Origin of the sequence: Streptomyces sp. NPDC059398, assembly GCF_042751845.1 — a bacterium.
In the GTDB taxonomy this organism is placed as follows: Bacteria; Actinomycetota; Actinomycetes; order Streptomycetales; family Streptomycetaceae; genus Streptomyces.
The window spans coordinates 10,275-33,725 of the sequence record NZ_JBHYWP010000013.1 but is presented as its reverse complement, the minus strand read 5'-3'; the positions used below and the strand labels follow the sequence as shown (position 1 = coordinate 33,725).

General features: G+C 71.8%; 18 protein-coding genes. 5 read left to right on the top strand and 13 right to left on the bottom strand.

Annotated elements, in window-relative coordinates; translation table 11 throughout:
• Positions 1-133 precede the first annotated feature (133 nt).
• Entirely contained in the window at positions 134-1,402 is a 1,269-nt protein-coding gene (locus tag ACFXBC_RS07375) for a DUF1152 domain-containing protein (protein WP_385019703.1), read from the bottom strand.
• 247 nt (positions 1,403-1,649) lie between these two features.
• Here ACFXBC_RS07375 and ACFXBC_RS07370 point away from each other — a divergent pair, with 247 nt between their 5' ends.
• Entirely contained in the window at positions 1,650-3,047 is a 1,398-nt protein-coding gene (locus ACFXBC_RS07370; protein WP_385019701.1) for an STM4012 family radical SAM protein, read from the top strand.
• A 28-nt stretch (positions 3,048-3,075) separates the two neighbouring features.
• Here the strand turns inward: ACFXBC_RS07370 and ACFXBC_RS07365 are convergent, their stop codons facing one another.
• The 4 genes from ACFXBC_RS07365 to ACFXBC_RS07350 all read right to left on the bottom strand — a co-directional run bounded on the left by ACFXBC_RS07365 (position 3,076) and on the right by ACFXBC_RS07350 (position 8,767).
• Complete coding sequence (locus tag ACFXBC_RS07365; protein ID WP_385019699.1) at positions 3,076-4,038, bottom strand: DMT family transporter; 963 nt, start codon at positions 4,036-4,038, stop codon at positions 3,076-3,078.
• 199 nt (positions 4,039-4,237) lie between these two features.
• Complete coding sequence (locus tag ACFXBC_RS07360; protein ID WP_385019697.1) at positions 4,238-5,143, bottom strand: ABC transporter permease; 906 nt, start codon at positions 5,141-5,143, stop codon at positions 4,238-4,240.
• The gene (locus ACFXBC_RS07355) at positions 5,140-7,761 is read right to left on the bottom strand and encodes an alpha/beta fold hydrolase (protein WP_385019695.1); all 2,622 of its coding nucleotides are present in this window, start codon (positions 7,759-7,761) and stop codon (positions 5,140-5,142) included. Before ACFXBC_RS07355 ends, ACFXBC_RS07360 begins: the two co-directional genes overlap by 4 nt.
• A gap of 121 nt (positions 7,762-7,882) precedes the next feature.
• On the bottom strand, positions 7,883-8,767 hold the full coding sequence (locus ACFXBC_RS07350; RefSeq protein WP_385019694.1) for an aminoglycoside phosphotransferase family protein: 885 nt from the start codon (positions 8,765-8,767) through the stop codon (positions 7,883-7,885).
• A 387-nt stretch (positions 8,768-9,154) separates the two neighbouring features.
• Between ACFXBC_RS07350 and ACFXBC_RS07345 the strand changes: the two genes are divergently transcribed.
• The gene (locus tag ACFXBC_RS07345) at positions 9,155-9,883 is read left to right on the top strand and encodes a hypothetical protein (RefSeq protein WP_385019692.1); all 729 of its coding nucleotides are present in this window, start codon (positions 9,155-9,157) and stop codon (positions 9,881-9,883) included.
• 81 nt (positions 9,884-9,964) lie between these two features.
• On the opposite strand, the gene ACFXBC_RS07340 is transcribed toward ACFXBC_RS07345, so the two are convergent.
• The 8 genes from ACFXBC_RS07340 to ACFXBC_RS07305 form a co-directional block, all read right to left on the bottom strand.
• Positions 9,965-11,857, bottom strand: a complete 1,893-nt coding sequence (locus tag ACFXBC_RS07340; RefSeq protein ID WP_385019690.1) for a phospholipase C — start codon at positions 11,855-11,857, stop codon at positions 9,965-9,967.
• Between the two features lie 553 nt (positions 11,858-12,410).
• Positions 12,411-12,647 carry a hypothetical protein gene (locus ACFXBC_RS07335; RefSeq protein ID WP_385019688.1) on the bottom strand — a complete coding sequence of 79 codons (237 nt, stop codon included), beginning with the start codon at positions 12,645-12,647 and terminating at the stop codon, positions 12,411-12,413.
• Positions 12,648-12,942: 295 nt separating this feature from the next.
• Positions 12,943-14,250 (bottom strand): iron uptake transporter deferrochelatase/peroxidase subunit, encoded by a 1,308-nt coding sequence (efeB, locus tag ACFXBC_RS07330; RefSeq protein ID WP_385019686.1) that lies wholly within the window; start codon positions 14,248-14,250, stop codon positions 12,943-12,945.
• A 220-nt stretch (positions 14,251-14,470) separates the two neighbouring features.
• Positions 14,471-15,970 (bottom strand): CoA-acylating methylmalonate-semialdehyde dehydrogenase, encoded by a 1,500-nt coding sequence (locus ACFXBC_RS07325; RefSeq protein ID WP_385019684.1) that lies wholly within the window; start codon positions 15,968-15,970, stop codon positions 14,471-14,473.
• Between the two features lie 22 nt (positions 15,971-15,992).
• Entirely contained in the window at positions 15,993-17,897 is a 1,905-nt protein-coding gene (iolD, locus tag ACFXBC_RS07320) for a 3D-(3,5/4)-trihydroxycyclohexane-1,2-dione acylhydrolase (decyclizing) (RefSeq protein ID WP_385019682.1), read from the bottom strand.
• Positions 17,894-18,886 carry a 5-deoxy-glucuronate isomerase gene (iolB, locus tag ACFXBC_RS07315; protein WP_385019680.1) on the bottom strand — a complete coding sequence of 331 codons (993 nt, stop codon included), beginning with the start codon at positions 18,884-18,886 and terminating at the stop codon, positions 17,894-17,896. Before iolB ends, iolD begins: the two co-directional genes overlap by 4 nt.
• Entirely contained in the window at positions 18,883-19,794 is a 912-nt protein-coding gene (locus ACFXBC_RS07310) for a deoxyribose-phosphate aldolase (RefSeq protein ID WP_385019678.1), read from the bottom strand. The genes iolB and ACFXBC_RS07310 overlap by 4 nt, the downstream gene beginning before the upstream one ends.
• Entirely contained in the window at positions 19,791-20,873 is a 1,083-nt protein-coding gene (locus ACFXBC_RS07305) for a PfkB family carbohydrate kinase (RefSeq protein WP_385019676.1), read from the bottom strand. The genes ACFXBC_RS07310 and ACFXBC_RS07305 overlap by 4 nt, the downstream gene beginning before the upstream one ends.
• Before the next feature lie 183 nt (positions 20,874-21,056).
• On the opposite strand from ACFXBC_RS07305, the gene ACFXBC_RS07300 reads away from it, so the two are divergent.
• The 3 genes from ACFXBC_RS07300 to ACFXBC_RS07290 all read left to right on the top strand — a co-directional run bounded on the left by ACFXBC_RS07300 (position 21,057) and on the right by ACFXBC_RS07290 (position 22,922).
• Positions 21,057-21,947 (top strand): sugar phosphate isomerase/epimerase family protein, encoded by an 891-nt coding sequence (locus tag ACFXBC_RS07300; RefSeq protein ID WP_385019674.1) that lies wholly within the window; start codon positions 21,057-21,059, stop codon positions 21,945-21,947.
• 300 nt (positions 21,948-22,247) lie between these two features.
• A complete protein-coding gene (locus ACFXBC_RS07295; protein WP_385019672.1) occupies positions 22,248-22,439 on the top strand; it encodes a helix-turn-helix transcriptional regulator in 192 nt (63 codons plus the stop codon).
• A gap of 126 nt (positions 22,440-22,565) precedes the next feature.
• Entirely contained in the window at positions 22,566-22,922 is a 357-nt protein-coding gene (locus ACFXBC_RS07290; protein ID WP_385019670.1) for a heavy-metal-associated domain-containing protein, read from the top strand.
• Positions 22,923-23,451: the final 529 nt, after the last annotated feature.

Here is a 23,451-nt window from a genome sequence, read left to right as displayed (position 1 = left end):
TACACGGGGACGGTATGTCGGGGGCGGCGTGCAGGGACAGTACACGGGGACGGTGTGTCGGGGGCGGCATACGGGGACAGTGCGCGGGGGCGGTGTGTCGGGGGTGGGCGTGCGGGGCGGTCCGGGCCGGGGTCTACCCGGGCGCCAGCCGCCAGAGCGGCGGAGTGTGCCGGGCCGGGGAGGCGCTGAGGTCATGGCGGAGTTCTGTCAGCTCCGCCGGGGTCAGGGCCAGTTCCTCCGCGATACGCCGGGTGGTGACATAGGCGATCCCCGCTGCCGCCGTGCGCCGCTCCCACGCGGTGAAGCGCTCGGCCAGGGGCCGGAGTTCGCCGGACGCGGCCCCGTCGCCCCGGCAGTCCTGCGTGCCCCGGCGACCCTGGGCACCCCGTAAGTCCTGGGCCTCGTGGGCGTCTTCGGCGTCCCGGGCGCCCCGTGAGTCCTGGCCGCCATGGCCGCCCCGGGCTTCCCCGGCGTCGCGGGCGTCCTCGGCCCCCCGGTCGCCCCGGACCTCGGCGTCGCGGGCATCCTCGTACAGCCGGGCCGCGCGTGCCCGTTCCCGGGCGATCTCCGAGAAGCCGCAGACCCGTTCACTCGCCCGCTCCGCCTCCGCGAGAGTCGCGCTTCCCGCCAACTCCCTTGCCAGCGGGTTTAGTTCCAGAGCCCGCTCCAGAGTGAGCCGGTAGACGCACGGGCTGGCATCGCCGAGCGTGACGGGCTGCGGGGCGTCCCGGGTCCCGCAGACTCCGCGTATCCCCCGCGCCGCCGCGACCAGCAGCGCGCCCGCCTCCGACGGATGCCAGTCGAAGACCGCCTGCACGGACAGCGTGTCCGCAGGGGTCAGGGTGTGCAGCGGGTCGCCGAGCAGGGGCAGCAGAGCGGCCTCGGGCACCTCGGAGTCGAGCCCCGGGCCCGCGACATGCACCGCGGTGGAGATGCCGGTGTGCGCGCAGGCAGCGAGGACCAGTGCGTCACCGAGCGGGCTGCGCAGCGTGGGCTCCGTACCGTTGGCCAGGATGTCGCCACCGACGTCGACCACATCGACCTGCCCGGCGCCGCAGTGGGCGGCGGCCTCCTGGATCTGCCGCGCGAGCCCCAGCGCCCCTTCGTACGGGTCGAGCAGCCCCAGCGCGGGCCGCAGATCGCCCGCGAGCCGCGGCAGGAGCGAACCGGCGGGCGGGCGGGGGGCGGAGCCCGGGGTCACCAGGCGCAGGACAGGCCCGGCCGGGACGGTTCCGGTGAAGTCGGACGGCCTGCGCGGACCCGGCACCGGGTCCACGACCAGCCGCTCCCAGGCATACGTCAGCACGAGGGCGGGCTCGTCCGGCCCGTGCAGAGCGGCGTGCACCATCGCCGTCGCGATGGCGTCCCCGCCACCGCCGGCCGCTATGAGTAGTCGCTTCATGGACGACATGGTGAGCACAGACCGGCCGGAGTTTCAGCCCAACTCCCCTTCCCGCAGGGGACGCAGACGCCTCATTCGCAGAGGCGGGATATTTCGCCAAGTCACCGAAGCGCCAAAATCGGGCAAAGAGGGGGCCAAATAGTTCGGGGCTTCGTCCCATGCGCTCCGTGACGCTCAGTCGATCATGCTGTCACTGGGCGCGACTGACCAAGGGATCCGATCGACTCCGGAAGGAAGCACCACGGAAGTGACATCCTCTTTACCGGTCCACATCTCCCGTTCCGTTCGCGATGAACCGACTCCCGATGAACCGACCACGCCGTACAAGCAGTACGTGTACGCCTACCCGCACCAGAAGGCCTACCGGCTCGGGACGGAGCGCCCGCTCCTCACCGATCTGTGGGCCGGGGAGCGGCTCGACTCCCTCTCCCTCTACGTCCACATCCCGTTCTGCGAGATGCGCTGCGGCTTCTGCAACCTCTTCACCCGCACCGGCGCGCCCGAGGAGGTCACCCGCGACTTCCTGACCACCCTGGAGCGGCAGGCCCGCGTCACCCGGGAGGCCCTGGAGGCCAACGGCACACCGGAGTTCACCCTCGCGGCGTTCGGCGGCGGCACCCCGACGTACCTCACCGCCGGCGAACTGGTCCGGCTCTGCGACATCTGCGAGAACGTGATGGGAGCGGACCTCAGGGCCGTACCGTGGTCCGTCGAGACCTCCCCCGCCACCGCCACCGCCGACCGGATAGCGGTCCTCCGGGAGCGCGGCGCCACCCGGCTGAGCATCGGGGTGCAGAGCTTCGTCGACGAGGAGGCGCGGGCAGCCGTACGGCCGCAGAAGCGGACGGAGGTGGAGGCGGCGCTGGGCCGGCTGAAGGAGGCCGCCTTCCCCATCCTCAACATCGACCTGATCTACGGTATCGACGGCCAGACCGAGCAGAGCTTCACGGTGTCGCTGGACGCCGCGCTCGGCTGGGAGCCCGAGGAGATCTACCTCTACCCGCTGTACGTGCGCCCGCTGACCGGGCTCATGGCCCGCCACGACAAGAGCGGCGAACTCTGGGACGAGCAGCGGCTGCGGCTCTACCGCTACGGCCGGGAGTACCTGCTCGCGGCCGGCTACCGGCAGACGTCCATGCGGGTCTTCAGCCGTATCGGCACCGCCGCTGTGGACGGCGCCGACGACAGCAGCATCAGCGAGTACAACCAGCAGGCCGGGATGGTCGGACTGGGCGTCGGCGCAAGGTCGTTCACCACCGATCTGCACTACACGACCGACTACGCGGTGGCCGTGCCGGAGGTCAGGCGCATCATCGACGACTACATCGCGACGCCCACCGACACGTTCCGGCGCGCGCAGTGGTCGTTCCGTATGGACGACGACGAGCGCCGCCGCATGCTCATCCTGCATCTGCTGCTTGAGGCCGACGGAATGAACGTCGAGCGCTACCGGCGGCAGTTCGGCACCCTTCCGCAGGACGACTTCCCCGCCCAGTTCGCGCTGGTCACCGGGCGGGGCTGGGTCGTCGACGACGGCGGAGTGCTGCGGCTGACCCCGGAGGGGATGGCCTGGGCGGACGCGATCGGCCCGCTGTTCTTCTCCCCCAGGGTGAACGACGCCATGGCGTCCTACCAGGACCGCTGACCGGCATCCGGCATGTCCCTCCGTACGGCTACGCCTCCTCGCCCGCTCCCGTCCGGGCGGCGCGGGAGGCGTGGCCTTCTCCGCCCCGCGTACCGGAGGTCCGGACCGGGGCGGAGACCAGGACCAGCCCGCCCAGCAGGAGCACCGCGCCCGCCACCGCGGACGGGCTCGGCCGCTCCCCGAGCAGCGCGATGCCCAGTACGGTCGCGACCAGGGGTTCCGCCAGGCTGAGGGTGCCGGCGGTGGCGCCGCTGATCCGGACCACGCCCCTGGTGAACAGCAGATAGCCCAGCGCGGTCGTGGCCAGGGCCAGCCAGCCGACCAGGACCAGCGCACGCGGTTCGGCGAGCCCGTCCGGGCGGGCGAGGATCCAGGGCGAGACCAGGATTCCGGCACACAGCACACTCGCGGGGGCGGCGGCCGTGGTGTCGGCGCCCCGGTCGCCGAGCCGTTTGGTCGCCGAGATGTAGACACCGAAGCTGGCCCCGGCGACCAGCCCGAGCAGGATCCCCGCGCCGTGGGCCGGCCCGCCGTCCGGCGGCAGGAGGAGCAGCGCGATACCGCCGATGGCGCAGACCGTTCCGCAGGTCCAGCGCCCGCTGAGCCGTTCGCCGTTCAGGACCCGCCCGCACACGCCCGTCACGACCGGGACCGTCCCGAAGGTGACGGCGGTCGCGAGGGCGGCGCCGCTGCGGTCCACCGCCTCCAGGAAGCACGCCTGGAAGGCCGCCGTGACCAGGACGCTCACCAGCATCCACCACCGGGCCGACCGTTGCCACAGGGTACGGATCCCCGCCCACCGCGCGGTGAACAGCCCCAGGACGAGGCCCCCGACGAGCATCCGGCACGCGCCGATCGCCACCGGCGACGCAGTGCTCCCGGCCAGGATCTCGGCGGGGCCGACCGTGCCCCAGAGGAAGGCGGCGGCCAGTACCGGCGGCACTCCGCCGTCGCGCACGGCATGTCCGAGCTTGCCCGCTGTGCTTGTCACGCACTCTCATTCCGCAGAGCCGGGCAGGATCCGTGGCACAGCACACCTCGGCGGCACACCCGACGATTCCTGGGCTCGACGCTAGAGGGTTCCCGGGCTCAGGCCCCATAGGGAGAACCCACCAACTCGGCCCCCGGCGGGCGCGCTCTTTCCGGCCTTTCGCACGATCGCGCGGCCCGCCCCGGGGCGGGCCGGACCGCTACGACACGATGTCCTTGCGGGCGAACCCCCGGAAGGCCAGCGCGAAGAGGACCAGCGCATACGCCACGGAGACGGCCGCGCCCCTGACCATGCCGCCCCATTCGATCTGCGGCTGGAGCGCGTCCGCCCAGGCGAACTGCCAGTGCGCGGGCAGGAAGTCGCGCCAGGAGCCGAGTGCGGTCACCGCGTCCAGGACGTTTCCGACGATGGTCAGGCCGACCGCGCCGCCGACCGCCCCCAGCGGCGCGTCCGTCCTGGTCGAGAGCCAGAACGCCAGCCCAGCCGTGACCAGTTGGGAGACGAAGATGAAGGCCACCACGAGCGCCAGCCGCCCCACCGTGTCCCCCGCGGCGAGCGAGCCCCCGGTGGGCAGCTCCAGCGGCCCCCAGCCGTACGCGACCGTGCCCACCGCGAGGGCCACCAGCGGCAGCACCACCATCGCGGCCAGACTGAAGACCAGCGCCACCGTGAGTTTGCTCCACAGCAGCCGGGCACGCGGCACGGGCGCGGCGAGCAGATACCGCAGCGAGGACCAGCCGGCCTCCGATGCCACCGTGTCGCCGCAGAACAGCGCGACCGGCACCACCAGCAGGAAGCCGGCCGAGACGAACAGGCAGGTCGCCGAGAAGTTGGCGCCCGACGAGGTCGCGGTGTCGAGGAGCGTCGGCCCGTTCCGGCCGCTGCCGCTCGGCGTACCGCCGACGGCGAACGCCGCGACCAGGATGAACGGCAGGGCGACGAGCACCGCGCCCATCGCCAGGGTGCGCCGGCGCCTGATCTGCCGTTCCGCCTCGACCCGCAGCGGCAGCGTGTGCCGTGCCCGGTATCCGGGTGCGGTGGCCGGTGCGGGGCCGGAGCGGGCGGGGCCCGGGAGAGCGGGGCCCGAAGGTGCGGTCGTGCTCATGCCGGTTGGCCTCCGATCAGGGTGAGGAACGCGTCCTCCAGGCGGCGGTGCGCCCCCACACCGGTCAACGGCACCTCCAGGCGCAGCAGTTCGGCGATGAGGGCGGCCGGGGTGGCGCCGTCGAGCCGGACGAGCAGCCCGTCGTCGGTCCGTACGGCGGAGCCGATGCCGGGCAGCGCCGCCACCTTCTCGGCCAGGGCCTCGGTGATCTCCTCGGCGGCGGTGACGAGGAGGGTGTCCCCGCTGCCGGTGATCTCGGCGACCGGTCCGGCCTGGACGAGCTGTCCGTGGTCCATGACGACCAGATGGGTGCAGGACTGTTCGACCTCGGCCAGCAGATGGCTGGAGACGATCACGGTCCGGCCCTCGGCCGCGTAGCGGATCATCACGTCCCGCATCTCGCGGATCTGCGGCGGGTCGAGCCCGTTCGTCGGCTCGTCCAGGATCAGCAGGTCGGGCAGGCCCAGCATGGCCTGGGCGATGGCGAGCCGCTGCCGCATGCCCTGTGAGTACGTACGGACCGCGCGGTCCAGAGCGTCGCCGAGGCCGGCGATCTCCAGCGCCTCGGCGGCATGTGCGTCCTCGGTGGGGCGGCCGGTGGCCTGCCAGTACAGATCGAGGTTGGCCCGCCCGGAGAGATGCGGCAGGAACCCGGCGCCCTCCACGAAAGCGCCGACCCGCGAGAGGATGGGCGCACCCGGCCTGATCACATGGCCGAAGACCCGGATCTCGCCGCCGTCCGGTGTGATGAGCCCCATCAGCATCCGCAGCGTGGTGGTCTTGCCCGCGCCGTTGGGTCCGAGCAGGCCGAGGACCTGGCCCTTCCCGACCTCGAAGGAGAGGTCGCGGACCGCGTACCGCTCGGTGGACCTGGCGTACTTCTTGGTCAGTCCGGTGATCCGCAGCGGCAGCTGCGCCAGCGCGGGGTCGGGCGCGGGCACCGCCCGGCGCCGCGGGACGAGCAGGGCGACCGCGATCAGCGCGCCCAGCGCGGGAAGTCCCCACACCCACCAGGGGAATCCGGCGCCCGCCGTGCGCAGCGCGGGCACCGTGGGGACGGTCAGCGGTCCGTCGAGCGAGACGGAGTACGTGGCGGGGGATGCCGGGGACGCGTAGCCGAGGTCGGTCGACGCGAGGACCAGCCGCAGCCGGTGTCCGGCCTCGACCTTGTGGTCGACGGCGGGCAGGGTCAGCTCGACGGTGCGGCCCGCCTTCGCGCCGGTGATACGGACCGGGGAGACGAGCTGGTGGGGCAGTACCTGCTGCTTGCCGCTGGGCGGCACGTCGTACACCTTGGCGAAGAGCACGGCGTCCGGCGCGGACGACTTGACCCGGATTCTGGCCTTCGGTGCGCCGGTGACGGTGAGCGCGGCGGGCAGCGGCGCCGAGTCGAAGTGCGCGTACTGGCCGGGGAAGTCCAGTGAGACTCCCACCCCGAGCCCGGAGAGCTGGGAAAGCGCGGCGACGCCCGGCAGCGCGGAGATCGCGGGCGGGGCGCCGCCCGCCGGATTCTGCACGGTCTGCTCACGGCCGGTGAGCGCGAGCGGATGCCCGCCGCTCTCCAGACCGGGGTAGCTTCCGCTGCTCGCGCCCCTCAACTGCGCGGCTCCATCGGTCGAGTCGACCCCGCCGGTCCGGGTGACCCGGAAGGCGGGTCCGGTGCCGGCGCCCTTGTCGCCCTTGAGGTAGCGGTCGAACCAGGAGGCGATCCGCCCGTTGATCCGCTTGCCCTCCTCGTCGCCGCCGTCGTGTCCGCCGGCGATCCAGTCGACCGACACGGGTGCGCCGTTGGCCCTGATCCGGTGTGCCGCCTCGTCCGCCTGGCCCAGCGGGAAGAGGGAGTCGGTCTGGCCCTGGACCAGCAGTGAGGGCACCTTGATCCGGCCGCCCACCGCGGACGGGCTCCGCTCCTCCAGCTCCTTGCGGGCTGCGGCGTCAGGCTTCCCGTTCTCGGCGACCCGCTCGTACATCGCGCAGAGCTGCTTCTCGAAGCGGGCGCAGCCGCCGCCGGAGTTGATGAAGATCCCGGCCCAGAGCTTCTTGAAGACGCCGCCGGGAAAGAGCGCGTCGGCCAGGTTCCAGTAGGTGATCTGCGGGGCGATGGCGTCGACCCGGTGGTCGTACCCGGCGGCGAGCAGCGAGATCGCACCGCCGTACGAGGCCCCGGTGACACCGACGCGCGGGTCGCCGGGCTTGTCCAGCTGGACCTCGGGACGGGTCGCGAGCCAGTCGATCAGCCGTGACACGTCCTTGACCTCGTGGGCCGGGTCGTTGAGCCCGATGGCCCCGGTCGACTTCCCGAAGCCGCGCGCCGACCAGGTCAGCACCGCGTACCCCTCCCGCGCCAACTGCTGCGCCTGCCCCCGCACATCGTCCTTACTGCCCCCGAACCCGTGCCCGAGCAGCACGGCGGGGCGCCGCCCGGACCCGCCGGACGTGAAGTACGACGTGTCGATACGCACTCCCCCGGCACCACCGACCGCCATCACCCGGTCCTCACGGTGCACGGCCGCGGACCCGCCGGACGCGACGGCCGTCCACGTACCGCCCCCGACGAGGACGGCGAACACGACAGCCGCGCAGACGAGGACCCGGCCGCGGGGTTTGGGTAGCTTCATGACTGAACCCTAAGTGCCCGCTCGGACAACCCGGCGGGCCACGGGGTGGAACTGCGCCGGGTACGTACGGAGTAGCCGGGGCGGGGGGCGTACCACGCCGGGAGTAGGTGGGGCGGGGGCGTTACGGGATCGCGCCGGGTTCGCCCCCGCGGTCCCCCGGCGACAGCAGAAACGCCGGCGCCCCCGAGGTGAGCGGGGCCGTCGCGCGGCACCAGGCAAGTACCCGGGTTGCCGACATGCCGGGTACCAGCGCGGCCAGTGCGGCGATGCGCTTGCGTAGCCCGTGCTCGTCCGTGACCCCGTCGAGGGCCCAGTCGGCCGCGTCGAAGTCCGGGTCGCCGAGCGTCGGGCGGGGGTCGATGGCGATGAGTCCGCCGCCGGGGCCGACCAGTACGTTCGACTGGTGCAGATCGCCGTGCACCAGGCCGTCGGTCGGGCCGGCAGCGGCGAGGGCGAGCGCGGCGGCGCGGCCGCGTGCCAGCACCTCGGGGGTGTGGGCGCATCGCCGGGCCGCGTGGTCGTACAGGAAGGTGATCCGGGCGCTGAGCGGGGGCAGGGCCGGTGCGGAGGCGCGCGGTGAGCGCAGGTCCAACAGGAGTTTCGCGATGTCGGCGGTGGCCCAGCCGCTCTCCCGCACACGGGTGCCGGGCTCCACCCCGGCCAGCAGCAGCGCCCCGGTACGGAGGTCGCTGTCGAGCAGCCGGACCACGGACGGGGTCGCGGACCAGGCGCGCAGGGCTGCGGCCTCCTCGGTGGCGACGACCGGATCGGGTGTGAGCTTCAGCCACACCGTGGCGTCGGGCGCGCCCCCTTCCCCGCGCCGCAGGCAGCGGTACACACAGGAGGTGCCACCGCCGCCCGGCTCACCCACGTCGAGACCCCAGCAGCGGGCGAGGCCGTCCACGAGGGTGGGGAGCGCGTCGTACCAGGTGCCGACGGCGGGGCCGAAACGCGCGATCAGCCGGGCCCGGTTGCCGGGGCCCCGCGCTGTTGCCGTCGTCGCCATGTCGTACACCTGCCGTCGGTTGCCCGCTGGTCCCGCGGCGCTGTGCGTTGCTCGCCTGTCCGATCGTGCTGTCCGTCGCGCCAACGTACCCGGGGTGACAAGCCGCCCACACTCCTATTTTCAGCGGTCTAAGCTCCACCCGTCGGAAGCGAAGACCAGGGGTGGGGCATGAGGACGAGCACGCAAGTGAGCAGAACCGCGCTGTGCGCGGCGGTGTTCGCGACGGTCATGGGGGCGGTCGGCTGCTCCGGCCACGCAGCAGGGGAGACAGCTGAGAAGGCAGCCCGGAAGACATCTGCGGGGGCAGCCAAGCATGCGGCTGTACCGTCGGCCGCCCTTCAGCGGGCGACGGACAGTACAAAGAAGTACGGCTCGGCCGAGGTACACATGACCACATCGTTCGCCGCCGGTTCGTCGGTAGTTGGACCGTCCTCCACGAATGAACCGGTGACGAAGGAAGGGACGTACTCCTGGGGTGACGGCCTCACCTTCGACGGCCGGACGGACGCGAAGTCCGTCGGACTGGATGGCCTGGCGTCTGGCAGGAACGTCAACATGCTGCTGGTACAGAACGTGTACTACTACAGCGTGATTCCGCAGGCGAGCGGCCGGTTGAAGGGCAAGCACTGGGTACGGATCGATCTGCCGTCCGTCATCGGTGAATCCAATGCGGACGCAATGACCGGTGGCAGTGACGATCCCACGCAGGGGATCGAGTCCCTGAAGTACACCAGGGATGCCAGGAGAGTTGGCAAGGAGACCGTGCTCGGCAGGGCAGCGACCCACTACCACGCCACACTGTCCAAGGATGATCTGGGGGCGGCGGGACCCGCGCTCGGGCCCGAGAGCAGGAAGCGGTTGCTCCAGCAGTTCCCCGGCTCGGTGGACTCGATCAGCTTCGACATCTGGATCGACGGCCATGACAAGCCGGTCCGCATGAAGGAGGACCTCGACTCCATGAAGGTGGTGGTCGACTACAAGAAGTTCGGTCCCGCGAAGCCGGTGCGGACGCCGTCGTCCTCGGACATCGCGGACCTGAGCTCCCTGTTCCGTCAGATGCAGACGCCCCGACCGCGCCGGTCGGACACCTCGGGCTCGGGACAGGCCGCAGGCTGATCCGCCGGACAGGGTGCGCGCCAGGCCCAGCACGGGCAGGGCCTGGCGCGCGCCGGTCGGGTCTCAGCGCCGTCCGTAGGTTCAACCGTCCGTACGCGACCTTCGGCGCCGCAGTCCGACAGCGGTGCCGCCCGCTGCCACCACCAGGCCCGCCCCGATACCGGTCGACAGCGCCGCCGATGACGAGGCGTCCGCTGCTGCGTCGCGGGTCGCGAGGTCGGAGCGGGTCGCGGAGCCGGTCGTGCTCGTGAGCGTCGTGGAGTGCGGACGCGACGGGTGAGCGGGGATGGGGCGTACCGACCGGACCGAGCCGTCCGTGTTGAGCAGGACCTGCTTGTTGTTGGGGTGCCGGAAGTCGAAGGCCGATGTCAGCGAACCGGCGCGGGCGTCGAACGAGGCGTCGCCGATGCGGCCCGTGTGCCAGTTGTCCTCGATGAACCGGGTGACCGAAGCCTGTTCGGTGCGGGTGTGGTCGACCGAATTGACCTTGCTGTACGGGGAGATGACGAGCAGCGGCTGCCGGGTGCCGGGGCCGCAGCGGTCGGCGTAGCCGCCTGCCGGGCGGGGACCCGCCTGGCAGGCGGGGCTGTCGGTGGGCTTCCCGTTGGAACCGGTCGTGGTGTCCTTCGAGCCGTTCCGCGGTGTGGCGTACGCGTGGTCGTACCAGCCGTCCGAGTCGTCGTAGGCGACGACGACAGCGGTGTCCTTCCACTCCGGGGAGTTCTGCAGCTGGTTGATCCGGCCGACGATGAAGTGCTGTTCGTCCAACGGGTCCGAGTATCCGGCGTGGCCGTCCTGGAACTCCGGCGCCTTCAGGAAGCTCACCGCGGGCAGCCGGCCGGCCTTCAGGGCGGCGTCGAAGTCCGTCAGGTCGTAGTTGTGGTTGGCGCGCCCGCTGTGGCCGATCTCGCCGACGTTCTCCGGGGCCAGGTGGTGCGGGTTGGATGTGGACCGGTAGTACTGGAACGGCTCATGGTGCGGGCTGTAGTCGACGGACGCGGCGCCGCCGGTGTTGGTGTGGGTGCTGCCCGAGCACGTCGCGTACGCGCCCTGCTCGCCGTTCCAGGCGGTGCTGGGCCGGAATCCGCCCTGGAACCAGCCCCAGCTGACGTTCTTCTTGTTCAGCAGGTCACCGATGTTGCCGCCGTGCATCACGGCGAGGGCGTTCTTGCTGGTGTGGTCGCTGTTCGAGCAGTCGTCGTACGCGGGGTCGGGGTCGTTGGTGACCGTGCCGACGCCCTTGGCGTCGGGTGAGACGACCGTGTACGCGTCCGGCTTCGCCGTCTGCTTCGGGTGCTCGGTGCCGGACGCCGGGTCGGCGGAGGTCACTCCGTGCGTCTGGCCGGAGATCAGGTTGAGCGCGCCGGGTGTGGAGGGGCCGTAGGTGGAGCTGTACGCGTTGTCGCCGAGGGAGTAGTGCTGGGCGTAGTTCCACAGTCCGGTGACCGTGTTGCCGTCGTAGTAGTCCATGACCAGGCCGGGTTCGCCGAAGAGGTTCCCCGAGCACTTTCCGGAGTCGGTGTTCTGGACGTACTGGTCGTCCCTGCCGCCGTTGGCCGCGTACTGCTCGGGCCCGTAGTTGTGGTTCTGGTCGCAGGTCAGCGCCTGTGAAGCGGAGAGCCTGCGGGGCGTGTACTGGTTCGGGTTCTTCTTCAGCAGCCCCGCGTTGCTCAGGGTGTTGACGGTCTTCGGGGTGTGCCGGTCCGCCGTGAACTTCGTACCGTCGGTGTTGGCCGCCTTCGGGTACGTGCCGAAGTAGTGGTCGAAGGAGACGTTCTCCTGGAAGATCACCACCAGGTGCTTCACCGGCGTTGCGGTGGGGATGGGGTGGCCGCCGCCGTGGTGACCCTGGCCGTGCGGGTTCGCGGACGCGGGGGCCGGACCCCCGAGCACGGCGAGCGCCGCGGCCCCGGCGCAGGCGCCCCACCGAATCGCCCGCCGTCCGGGCCTCGCCGTTCTCCCTGTGCTGACCATGGTCTCCCCGCCTCCACTGTCCGCTGCCGGCTGTCGGCTTCCGCCTGCCTGGCGTGTCGCTTACGCGGAGATGGTGCGCGGCCGCGACGACCGGACGGCTGCGCTGCCGTGTCGCGGGGGTGAACAGCCCGTATGGGATCCCCCTGTGCGCCGCTCGGTGGTGCGTCACGGCTGATCCGGGTCGTCGGCCGGTCCCGGTTCACGGCCGCGTCCGTGTTTGGCGTCCCGCCGACCACGGAAACGGCCCCGCCGCCCCCTGGTGCAGGGAGAGGTGGGGCCGCTGTGCGGAGTTGGGGAGTTCCGCTGCGGGAACTCCGGATACGAGCGCCCGTCGGAGAAGCCGATTGAGGCGGCGGCCCGGCGCCATGCGCCGGAGGTCATCCGTATGACGGGTCATTACGCGCAATGCCGCCAAGCCCTGAGGACGAGCGTCACGGAAACTCCTCAATTCACCGACAGTGCCTGTCGGATTACGGAGCCCCGGCGTGTGCGGGCGGCTGTGGAATGCGTACTACGGAATCCGTATCCATACCGCGGTATCAGCCCTGCGGCATCAGTACAGCACCCAGAGCGAGATGCGCCCCTTGTTGTCGACACAGGTGGCGTCCTGGTACTGCTGCTTCGCGCGGGGGATGTCCGCCTGGCACGCGGCCATATTGGGGTACATCTCCGGGCCGCCGGCGATGTCGTGCCAGCTGGCGGCGGAGGCGGAACCAGCGGTCAGAGGAATCGCGACCGTGGCGGCAACGACGGCAAGACCGTAGGTCATTCGCTTACGCCATGACTTCATGCATATCTCCTCGTGTAAAAAGGGCCGGACCGCGCCGGGCCGCATGGGGTACCGGCCGCGTCAGATCAACTTCTGCCCGGAGAAACCCCGGACACACCTCAGTTCAACACACCGGAACCACGCGTCCCAAAGCCACCAGGACCCTTGTTACAAGCCCCCGACAAAGCCGACCAGTCAGACCCTGGCAGGCACAGTCAGACATAGTCAGACACTGCGAAATCCGACTTGACGGCCCTTCACGACTTCGGAGAAAAAGTCGTCATGGTGTGAGCGCGACGAATCTCCGGTTCAGGTCTCACCGGGCGAGGAGCGCCCGGCCCAGCCAGTCCGTGCGGTCGCGTACTCCGGGCAGCGCGAAGAAATAGCCCCCGCCGAACGGCTTGATGTAGTCCACCAGCGGCTCACCCGCGAGCCGCTTCTGCACCGTCTCGAACTGCCGGGCCAGGTCCTGCTGGTAGCAGCAGAAGAGCAGCCCCATGTCGAGATTGCCGTTGGAGTCCATGCCCCGGTCGTAGTTGTACGCCCGGCGCAGCAGCCGCTGCCCCTCGGTCTTCGGGGTACGCGGATTCGCCATCCGGATATGGCTGTCCAGCGGGATCACATCGCCCTTGGGGTCCTGCGCGTACCGCGGGGAGTCGGACTCGTGGTTCCCGTCGAGCGGGGCGCCGGTGTCGCGGACGCGGCCGAACATCCGCTCCTGCTCGGTCAGCGAGACCCGGTCCCAGAACTCCACCAGCATCCGGATCAGCCGCACCACCTGGTAGCTGCCGCCCGCCGTCCAGCCGGGCTCGGCGCCCGCGCCCACCCAGACCAGCCGGTCCATCGCCGACGCGTCCCGGGCGTCGGGGTTGGCCGTACCGTCCTTGAAGCCCAGCAGGTTACGGGGTGTTCCGCTGGGCCGGGCCGGGCTGCTGAAGCCGTCCATCCGCCAGCGCACCTGCATGGCGCCCCGGGTGTGCCGGGCGATGTCCCGCAGCGCGTGCAGCACCACGTCCGGGCTCTCCGCGCTGAGCTGCACGCTGAGGTCGCCGTGGCACTCGGCCTGGTCGAGGTCGTCGTCCGGGAAGGACGGCATGGCGGTGAGCCGCAGCGGCTTGCGGCCGTGGAGCCCGAAGCGGCCGTCGAAGAGAGAGGCACCGACCCCGGCCGTGACGGTCAGTCCGCCCGCCGGGACCTGCGGTCCGAGTACACCGGAGTCGCTGGGCGGGGCAGTGATCCCGAGCGGCGGCGGAGTCCCTCCCGTGGTCAGGAACCGGGCCCGGTCGGTGAGGGTGCGCAGCAGTTCGGCCAGCTCCCGGCGGCCGTCGGCGGTGACGTCGAAGGCCGCGAACACGGTGGTGCGCTGGGGTGCCCCCAGGACCCCCGCCTGGTGGGGCCCGTGGAAGTCCGTACGGGATGCGGGGGCCGGGCCGGACTCGTGACCGGTGGGGGCGGCGGGGCGGTCCGCGCCCACCAGGGCGGCCCCGGCCGCCACGGTGCCCATGCCCAGCGCCGCGCTCCGCAGGAATCCGCGTCTGCGCACCTCGTCCGCGCCGCGCACGGCCTTCGCGCCGTGCGTGCCGTCCCCGCCGATACCGCTCCCGCCCGTACCGGTCCCACCCATACCGTTCCCTCCGCCGCACCCGTGCTGAGCCCTGCCGCGGCTCCCCGTCCCGGGGCTGCCGTGGGCATACCGCCGCATGGTGTCGTCACCCCGTGCTGTCCCGCAAGGCGCCCCGGCCCTTGGGCGTACGGGGGGGTGTCGGTGCGGTGTGGGTGCGGTGTCGGTGGGGCCGGACCGGAACGGGCCACCGGGACCGGCGGCCCGAACAGGCCGTCCGGACTCAGTGGTTGCTCGGGAAGCCCAGGTCGACCCCGGCCGGAGCGTCCGCCGGGTCGGGCCAGCGGGTGGTGACGACCTTGCCGCGGGTGTAGAAGTGCACCCCGTCGTTGCCGTAGATGTGGTGGTCGCCGAAGAGCGAGTCCTTCCAGCCGCCGAAGGAGTGGTAGCCGACCGGCACCGGGATCGGCACGTTGACGCCGACCATGCCGGCCTCGACCTCCAGCTGGAAGCGGCGGGCCGCGCCACCGTCCCGGGTGAAGATCGCGGTGCCGTTGCCGAACGGCGAGGCGTTCATCAGTGCCACGCCCTCCTCGTACGTGCCGACCCGCAGCACGCACAGGACCGGGCCGAAGATCTCGTCCTTGTACGCGTCCGACTCGGTGGAGACCCGGTCGAGCAGCGAGAGGCCGATCCAGTGGCCGTCCTCATGGCCCTCGACGGTGAACCCGGTGCCGTCCAGGACGACTTCGGCGCCCTGCGCCGCGGCGCCCGTGACGTACGAGGCCACCTTGTCGCGGTGGGCCCTGGTGATCAGCGGGCCCATCTCGGACGACGGGTCGTTGCCGGGGCCGATGGTGATCTTCTCGGCGCGCTCGCGGATCTTCTCGACCAGTTCGTCGCCGACGGAGCCGACGGCGACGACAGCGGAGATCGCCATGCAGCGCTCGCCCGCGGAGCCGTAAGCGGCGGAGACCGCGGCGTCGGCCGCGGCGTCCAGGTCGGCGTCGGGCAGCACCAGCATGTGGTTCTTGGCACCGCCGAGCGCCTGGACGCGCTTGCCGTGCGCGGTGGCGGTGGCGTGGATGTGGCGGGCGATCGGGGTGGAGCCCACGAAGGAGACGGCGGCGACATCCGGGTGGCTCAGCAGGGCCTCCACCGCGACCCTGTCGCCGTGCAGCACATTCAGCACACCGTCCGGCAGACCGGCCTCGGTGGCCAGCTCGGCCAGCAGGTTGGCGGCCGACGGGTCCTTCTCGCTGGGCTTCAGTACGAAGGTGTTGCCGCAGGCGACGGCCAGCGGGAACATCCACATCGGCACCATGGCCGGGAAGTTGAAGGGCGTGATGCCCGCGACGACACCGATCGACTGCCGGATCGACGAAACGTCGACCCGGCTGGAGACCTGGGTGGACAGCTCGCCCTTGAGCTGGGTGGTGATCCCGCAGGCCAGCTCCACGATCTCCAGACCGCGGGCGACCTCACCGAGCGCGTCGGAGTGCACCTTGCCGTGCTCGGCGGTGATCAGCGCGGCGATCTCGTCACGGTGGGCGTCGAGGAGCGCGCGGTAGCGGAAGAGGACCGTGGTGCGCGCGGAGAGCGAGGAGGTCCCCCAGGTCGCGTACGCGGCCTTCGCCGAGGCGACCGCCGCGTCCACCTCTTCGGCCGACGCCAGCGCGACCTGGGTGGTGACGGCGCCGGTCGCCGGGTCGGTGACCGGGCCCCAGTTGCCCGATGTGCCGTCGACGGCCTTGCCACCGATCCAGTGGTTGACGGTCTTCATGGTGAACGCTCCTTACAAAGCCTTAGAGATGACGGCGTCGGGCCGCGACCTGCCGGTCGTACTCCTCCCGGGCCCCGACCGCCGAGGGGCGGGTGGCGGTCTCGGCCACGGGAACATCCCACCACGCCTGCGCCGGGGGCGGCCCCGACACTGTGTCTGCCGTTTCGGTCTCCACGTAGACACATGTGGGACGGTCCGACGCACGGGCGGCGGTCAGCGCTTCCCGCAGGTCACGCAGGGTCTTGGCGCGCAGGACGGCCATCCCGAGGCTGGCCGCGTTGGCCGCCAGGTCGACCGGCAGCGGGCCGCCGGTGTACGTGCCGTCCGGGGCCCGGAAGCGGTAGGCCGTACCGAAGCGTTCGGCGCCCACCGACTCCGAGAGCCCGCCGATCGAGGCGTACCCGTGGTTCTGCAGGACGACGACCTTGACCGGCAGCCGCTCCTGGACCGCGGTGACCAGCTCGGTCGGGTTCATCAGATAGGTACCGTCGCCGACCAGCGCCCAGACGGGCCGGCCGGGCGCCGCCAGCTGGACGCCGATCGCGGCCGGGATCTCGTACCCCATACAGGAGTAGCCGTACTCGACGTGGTACTGGTCGGCGGAGCGGGTCCGCCAGAGCTGGTGCAGGTCGCCGGGGAGCGAGCCCGCCGCGTTGATGACGATGTCCTCGCCGGTCACCAGCGCGTCGAGCGCCCCGAGCACCTGTGCCTGGGTGGGCGCCGAGTCCTCGCTGCCGGTGTAGGCGGCGGTGACCCGCGCCTCCCACTCGGCCTTCGCCGCGCGGTACGCGCCCTCGTACGCGGCGGACACCCGGTGTCCGGTGAGCGCGCCGGTCAGCCGCTCCAGGGTGGCGCGGGCGTCCGCGACGAGCGGGAGCGCGGACAGCTTGTGCGCGTCGGACCCGGCGATGTTGATGTTGACGAACCGGACGCCGGGGTGCTGGAAGAGCGTCCCGGAAGCGGTGGTGAAGTCGGTGTACCGGGTGCCGACTCCGATCACCAGGTCGGCGGCGCGGGCAAGACCGTCGGCGGTCGCGGTCCCGGTGTGGCCGATGCCCCCGACGTCCGCCGGGTGGTCGTACGGCAGCGAGCCCTTGCCCGCCTGGGTGGAGGCCACCGGGATGCCGGTGGTGTCGGCGAGAGCGCGCAAGGCCTCCTGGGCGCCGCTGTGGCGCACCCCGCCGCCCGCGACGATCAGCGGGCGGTGCGCGGCGCGGACCGCGGCGAGCGCGTCGGCCAGCTCGGTGGCGTCCGGCCGTCGTACGGGCACTCGCCAGACCCGCTCGGCGAAGAACTCCTCCGGCCAGTCGTACGCCTCGGCCTGTACGTCCTGCGGCAGCGCGAGCGTCACCGCACCGGTCAGCTCCGGATCGGCCAGCACCCGCATCGCGGCGAGCGCGGCCGGGATCAGCGCCTCGGGGCGGGTGATCCGGTCGAAGTACTTGGAGACCGGCCGCAGACAGTCATTGACCGACACATCGCCCGCGTAGGGGACTTCGAGCTGCTGGAGCACCGGGTCGGCGGGGCGGGAGGCGAAGACGTCTCCGGGGAGCAGCAGCACCGGCAGATGGTTGACGGAGGCGAGTGCGGCGCCGGTGACCAGGTTGGTGGCGCCGGGGCCGATGGAGGTGGTGACGGCGTGCGCGGAGAGCCGCCCGGACTGCCGTGCGTACCCGACGGCGGCGTGCACCATCGCCTGCTCGTTGCGGCCCTGGTGGTACGGCATGGTGTCCTGGCCCGACTCGACGAGCGCCTGGCCGATACCGGCGACGTTGCCGTGGCCGAAGATGCCCCAGGTGGCGGTGATCAGCCGCTGCCTGCGGCCGTCGCGTTCGGTGTACTGGCGGGCCAGGAAGGCCACCAGGGCCTGGGCGGTGGTCAGCCGGCGGGTGCCGGGGTGCCGGTCATCCGGCTGACTGGCGATCATGGGGCCTCCTCCGGTGCGCTGTTGATGTGCGGGTGGGCCCCTTCGCCGGGCGGCTGGGCCCCGTTGCCGTACAGCGGGAGCCTCGGGTCGACGGGCTCCGTCTCCCAGGTCTCCCGGATCCGCGCGTGGTCGGGGTGGTCGCTGATCAGCCACTCGCGCTCGGCGCCCGGCCCCGCCATCACATTGAGGTAGTACATGTGGTGCCCCGGGGTGGCCATCGAAGGACCGTGCCAGCCGTCCGGGATCAGCACCGTGTCCCCGCTGCGGACCTCGGCGAGCAGATCGGTGCCGCCGGGCCTGGACGGCGAGACCCGGTGGTAGCCGGGGCCGCCGCCCTCGATCTCGAAGTAGTAGATCTCTTCGAGTACCGACTCCCGGCCGGGGCGGTCCTCGTCGTGCTTGTGGGGCGGGAAGGACGACCAGTTGCCGCCGGGGGTGAGCACTTCGACCGCGATGAGCCGGTCGCACACGAAGGTGTCGGCGGCGGCGAAGTTGTTGACCTGGCGCGAGCAGCTGCCGCTGCCGCGCAGCTCGACGGGGACCTCCGGCGCGGGGCCGTAGCGGGCGGGGAGTCGTCGCTCGCACTTCGCTCCTGCCAGGGCGAACCGGCCTCCCGCACCGGAGGAGATCTGTGCGCGGGAATCACGCGGCAGATAGGCGAAGTCGGTGACTCCGTCGAACACCCCTGCCCTGCCCCGCAGTTCGATACTCTCTCCGTCGACCAGGACCGTACAGCCCCCGGCGAGCGGCAGCACGATCCATTCGCTGTCGTCCGTGGAAAGACCGTGTGAATCTCCGGGGGCGAGCTCCAGGATCCGCAGCGCCGAGCGGTCCCAGCCGGCCTGCCGCGGACCGATGTCGAGTGCGTACGGGGCACGGGCCGTACTGCCCGCCCGCACCAGCGCGTCCCCGCCGTCCGGGCGGCTGCCGCTCGTACGTCGGCCGCCGTGCACGGGTCGGCTGCCGCTCATATGTCCGCTGTCGTTCATACGTCCCTCCCGGGCGGCTGGAGCAGTCCCACCGCGATGTCCACGGCGCCCGCCACGTCCCCGTCCGCCGGGTAGAGCAGTGAGCGCCCGGCCACCAGGCCCTGGACGGTGGGGAGTCGGAGCGCGGTGCGCCACTTCTCGTACGTGGCGTCCTGGTCGCCGCCCGGTTCGCCGCCGAGCAGCACCGCGGGCAGGGTGGTGGTCTCCATCACCCGCGCCATGTCGTCGGGGTCGGCGGTGACGGGCACCTTGAGCCAGGTGTACGCGGAGGTGCCGGCCAGCCCGGACGCGATGGCCAGGGAGCGGGTGACCGCGTCCGCCGTGAGGTCGTTGCGGAGCCGGCCGTCCACCCGGTGGCAGATGAACGGCTCGACGAAGACCGGCAGCGCGCGGGCGGCCATCTCGTCGATGGCGCGGGCGGCGGCGTGCAGGGTGGCGGGCGAGCCGGGGTCCTCGTAGTCGATACGGAGCAGCAGCTTGCCCGCGTCGAAACCGAGGCGGGCCAGATCCTGGGCGCGGTGGCCGGTGAAGCGGTCGTCCAGCTCGAAGGAGGCCCCGGCGAGACCGCCGCGGTTCATCGAGCCCATCGCGACGCGGCCCTCCAGGGCGCCCAGGAGCAGCAGGTCCTCCAGGATGTCGGCGGTGGCGAGCACCCCGTCCACGCCCGGCCGGGAGAGGGCGAGGCAGAGCCGCTCCAGCAGCTCGTGGCGGTTGGCCATGGCGAGGTCCCGGCCGCCGACGGCGAGTGAGCCGCGGGCCGGATGGTCGGCGGCCACGATCATCAGCCGGCCGCCTTCGCCGAGCAGCGGTCTGCGGGCGCGGCGGGCGGCGGCCTCGGCGACGGCTTCCGGATGGCGGGTCCTGGTGCCCACGAGTTCACCGATCGAGGCCACCGCGCCGCCGGTCACGGGCGCACTTCCTGGAGGGCGGCGTCGACCTCGGATGCGTACGGCATCGCGGACGAGCAGGCCAGCCGGGAGGCGACGATGGCCCCGGCCGCGTTGGCGTACCGGATGGTGCGCTCCAGCTCCCATCCGGCGAGCAGACCGTGGCAGAGCGCCCCGCCGAACGCGTCGCCCGCGCCCAGGCCGTTGACGACATCCACCGGCACAGGCTCCACATCGGCGGTGCGTCCGTCCCGGTGGACGGCGAGGACCCCGCCGGGGCCCTTCTTGACGACGGCCAGCTCCGGCCCCCGGGCGAGCAGTGCCTCGGCCGCCGCGCGGGGTTCGCGCTCGCCGGTGGCGATCTCGACCTCGTCGATGTTGCCGACGGCCACGGTGGCGTGGCGCAGCGCTCGGGCGTAGTGCGGGCCCGGCTCGCCGGCCCAGAACATCGGGCGCCAGTCCAGGTCGAAGACGGTGGCCCGGATCTCAGCCGGAGGGGCGGGATCAGGGGCGGCAGAGGTGGCAGGGGCGGCTGGGGCGGCGGGATCCGGAACGGCCGGCGCCGCGGAGTCAGGGGCGGCCGGGGCCGCCGGATCCGAGGCGATGAGTGCGGCGCTCCTGGCCTCAAGGGCGGCCAGCGTCGCCGTACGGCTGGGCTCGGCGCAGAGCCCGGTCCCGGTCATCCAGAACACCCGCGCGGCCCGGATCGCGCCCAGGTCCAGCTCATGCCCGTACATCTCCAGATCGGGCGCCTTCGGCTGCCGGTAGAAGTACAGCGGGAAGTCGTCGGGCGGGAACACCTCGCAGAAGGTCACCGGCGTCGGCAGGCCGGGCACGGGGGTCACCCAGCGGTCGTCGACACCGAAGTCCCGCAGCTCCTGGTGGAGGTAGTCACCGAAGGGGTCGGCGCCCGTCCGGGTGACGACCGCCGTCCGGTGCCCCAGCCGCGCCGCCGCGACCGCGACATTCGCCGCCGAGCCGCCGAGGAACTTGCCGAAGGTGTCGACCTGGGCGAGTGGCACGCCGGCCTGCAGGGGGTAGAGGTCCACCCCGATCCGGCCCATCGTGATCAGGTCGTACACCGTGCACGTCCTCTCCATCGGCCTCTCCATGCCCCCCATGGCCTCTCCATCGGCGGGCGGCGCCCGGCTCCGGGGCCGGACGGCGGGGGCCGGTCAACGGGCCCTCAGGTCTAACTCCCCCCTCGGAGCCCTGTCAACGCATTGTCCTGACATTCGGACGAACGCTTGACAGCGTTCCGGGCCTGGCGGAAGCCTTGGTCCATGACGCAGATCCGGATCGGCTCGGCACCCGACTCCTGGGGCGTGTGGTTCCCCGAGGACCCGCTCCAGGTCCCCTGGACCCGCTTCCTCGACGAGGTCGCCGCGTCCGGCTACGAGTGGATCGAGCTGGGCCCGTACGGCTATCTGCCCACCGACCCGGCCCGCCTCGCCGGCGAGACCGCCCGGCGCGGGCTGCGGGTGTCGGCCGGGACGGTCTTCACCGGGCTGCACCACGGGCCGGCCGTCTGGGACGCGACCTGGGCGCATGTCGCCGACGTCGCCGCACTCGCGCAGGCCGCCGGGGCCGGGCACCTCGTCGTCATCCCGTCGTTCTGGCGCGACGACAAGACGGGTGAGGTGAAGGAGTCCGACACCCTCGACGCCGGCCAGTGGCGGCAGCTCACCCGGCTGACAGAGCGTCTGGGCCGTGAGGTGCGGGAGCGGTTCGGGCTGCGGATCGTGGTGCACCCGCACGCGGACACCCATATCGACACCGAGGAGAACGTCACCCGCTTCCTGGACGCGACCGACCCGGATCTCGTCTCGCTCTGCCTGGACACCGGGCACTACGCGTACTGCGGCGGGGACAGTGTGCGGCTCATCGAGACGTACGGGGAGCGGATCGGCTATCTGCATCTGAAGCAGGTGGACCCGGCGGTGCTGGCTCAGGTGCGGGCAGAACAACTGCCGTTCGGGCCCGCCGTGGCGCGCGGGGTGATGTGCGAGCCGCCGCAGGGGCTCCCGGCGCTGGAGCCGGTACTCGACGCGGCGCGGAAGCTGGGGACCGATCTGTTCGCGATCGTCGAGCAGGACATGTATCCGTGCCCGCCCGACCGGCCCCTGCCGATCGCCCGCCGCACCCGCGCGTTCCTTCGCTCCTGCGGGGCCTGAGGGCTGCCCCACAGGTCTTTCGTCCGGATGGTGCCGGGCCGGTGGCGTCCGGAAGGTCGCTCCTGAGGGTTGCTCCTGACACATCTGTCCCATGTGCCGCTTGAGTCACAGGAGTTACCCACCCGTCACGCATGTCCGCGTTACGCGGCCTTTCGGTCACAGGAGATCAACAGCCCCACCCCTGCCCTCTTCGGACGCCGTTGTCCGGGGAGAGGGTGAATTGATCACCAATGCGCAGCTCCGCGACTCCCCCGACGGCCCCCAGGCCGGCGTCGCGCGGCAGGCAGGGAGGTGCTGGACATGACCGACCGAAAGCTCTGGTCCTACAAGGAGATCGCCGCACACATCCGGGTGCAGCCGGACACCGTCCGCTCGTACCGGAAACACGGGCTGCTGCCGCCACCCGATCAGGTGGAGAACGGAAAGCCCTACTGGTACGCGGAGACCGTCCGGCTCTGGGTGTCACGCAGGCCGAGCAACAGAGGCCGCTGACGCCGCCGCGCCGGGGCCCGGACATGGGCAACACCCGGGCCCCGGTGGCCCTCAGGAGTCCCAGGCGCACCATGGATGAGTACACGCGCACCCGTACAGCAGACCCGCACAGCAGAGGAGACCAGCATGAGCGCCGAGACAGAGACCGCCAAGCCGGGCACCGCCCACCTCGGGCTCCCCCAGTCCGGACCGCCCGCCGATGACGCCCCCGCATCGGGCTGCTGCGGCGGCGGATGCTGCGGCGGCGGCGGTTCCGGAGCGGAGACCGGCGCGGTCACCGCCGTCTACCGGGTGACCGGAATGGCCTCCGAGCACTGCGAGGGCGCCATCTCGCTCGAACTCGCCGAGCTGCCCGGTGTCACCGGCGTCACGGCCGTCGCGGCCACCGGACAGGTGACCGTCACCTCCCAGACCCCACTGGACGAGGGAACGGTGCGTTCGGTGCTGCACGAAGCGGGCTATGAGCTCGTGGATCCGGCCTGATCCATGCCCGTACGTGGAGATCTTCTGATGACCGGGTGATGACCGAACCGCCCGGAACCCCAGCGTCAGGTATTGCCATGGCCAACTCTTCGCTGTTCGTAGTGACAAACGGCTCGGAATTGCGTATCTTCACAGGACGTTCACAACGAGACTCAGATCACACGCTTTGGGGGGTAACCATTACGGCGCCCCGAGTGTCTAAGTGAACGATGCCAAGGATGTCTTGGGGGACGTCCGGTGGAACATCTTGGGGGATGTTCCGGGCAAGCGTTGGCCGGGGCACGTGCCACGGGGAGCTTGAGCGGCCCACCCGTCGAGTACGTACCCCGGCAGATCGCGTGCCGGGGCAGCAGCAGTACGCGGAGCCGGCCTCCGCGCCCAACAGACGCCCGGACCGGATCCCGTGGGGGGAATCCGCCCGGGGAAACGGGAAGCGGCCCCGGACGGGCTACCCGGGGGGGGGAGGGCGCGGGGGGCGGTTAGGTTGTCGGGGGGGCAGTTAAGCCCCCGGGCGCGGGGGTGCGCGCCC

Bases quoted from the DNA above. Each gene is read 5' to 3' on its own strand.
- efeB (WP_385019686.1), bottom strand. From the start codon at position 14,250: ATGGGTGGGACCGGTACGGGCGGGAGCGGTATCGGCGGGGACGGCACG.
- ACFXBC_RS07335 (WP_385019688.1), bottom strand. From the start codon at position 12,647: ATGAAGTCATGGCGTAAGCGAATGACCTACGGTCTTGCCGTCGTTGCC.
- ACFXBC_RS07300 (WP_385019674.1), top strand. From the start codon at position 21,057: ATGACGCAGATCCGGATCGGCTCGGCACCCGACTCCTGGGGCGTGTGG.
- ACFXBC_RS07305 (WP_385019676.1), bottom strand. From the start codon at position 20,873: ATGGAGAGGACGTGCACGGTGTACGACCTGATCACGATGGGCCGGATC.
- ACFXBC_RS07325 (WP_385019684.1), bottom strand. From the start codon at position 15,970: ATGAAGACCGTCAACCACTGGATCGGTGGCAAGGCCGTCGACGGCACA.
- ACFXBC_RS07340 (WP_385019690.1), bottom strand. From the start codon at position 11,857: ATGGTCAGCACAGGGAGAACGGCGAGGCCCGGACGGCGGGCGATTCGG.
- ACFXBC_RS07345 (WP_385019692.1), top strand. From the start codon at position 9,155: ATGACCACATCGTTCGCCGCCGGTTCGTCGGTAGTTGGACCGTCCTCC.
- ACFXBC_RS07375 (WP_385019703.1), bottom strand. From the start codon at position 1,402: ATGAAGCGACTACTCATAGCGGCCGGCGGTGGCGGGGACGCCATCGCG.
- ACFXBC_RS07295 (WP_385019672.1), top strand. From the start codon at position 22,248: ATGACCGACCGAAAGCTCTGGTCCTACAAGGAGATCGCCGCACACATC.
- ACFXBC_RS07355 (WP_385019695.1), bottom strand. From the start codon at position 7,761: ATGAAGCTACCCAAACCCCGCGGCCGGGTCCTCGTCTGCGCGGCTGTC.
- iolD (WP_385019682.1), bottom strand. From the start codon at position 17,897: ATGATCGCCAGTCAGCCGGATGACCGGCACCCCGGCACCCGCCGGCTG.
- ACFXBC_RS07350 (WP_385019694.1), bottom strand. From the start codon at position 8,767: ATGGCGACGACGGCAACAGCGCGGGGCCCCGGCAACCGGGCCCGGCTG.
- ACFXBC_RS07290 (WP_385019670.1), top strand. From the start codon at position 22,566: ATGAGCGCCGAGACAGAGACCGCCAAGCCGGGCACCGCCCACCTCGGG.
- iolB (WP_385019680.1), bottom strand. From the start codon at position 18,886: ATGAACGACAGCGGACATATGAGCGGCAGCCGACCCGTGCACGGCGGC.
- ACFXBC_RS07360 (WP_385019697.1), bottom strand. From the start codon at position 5,143: ATGAGCACGACCGCACCTTCGGGCCCCGCTCTCCCGGGCCCCGCCCGC.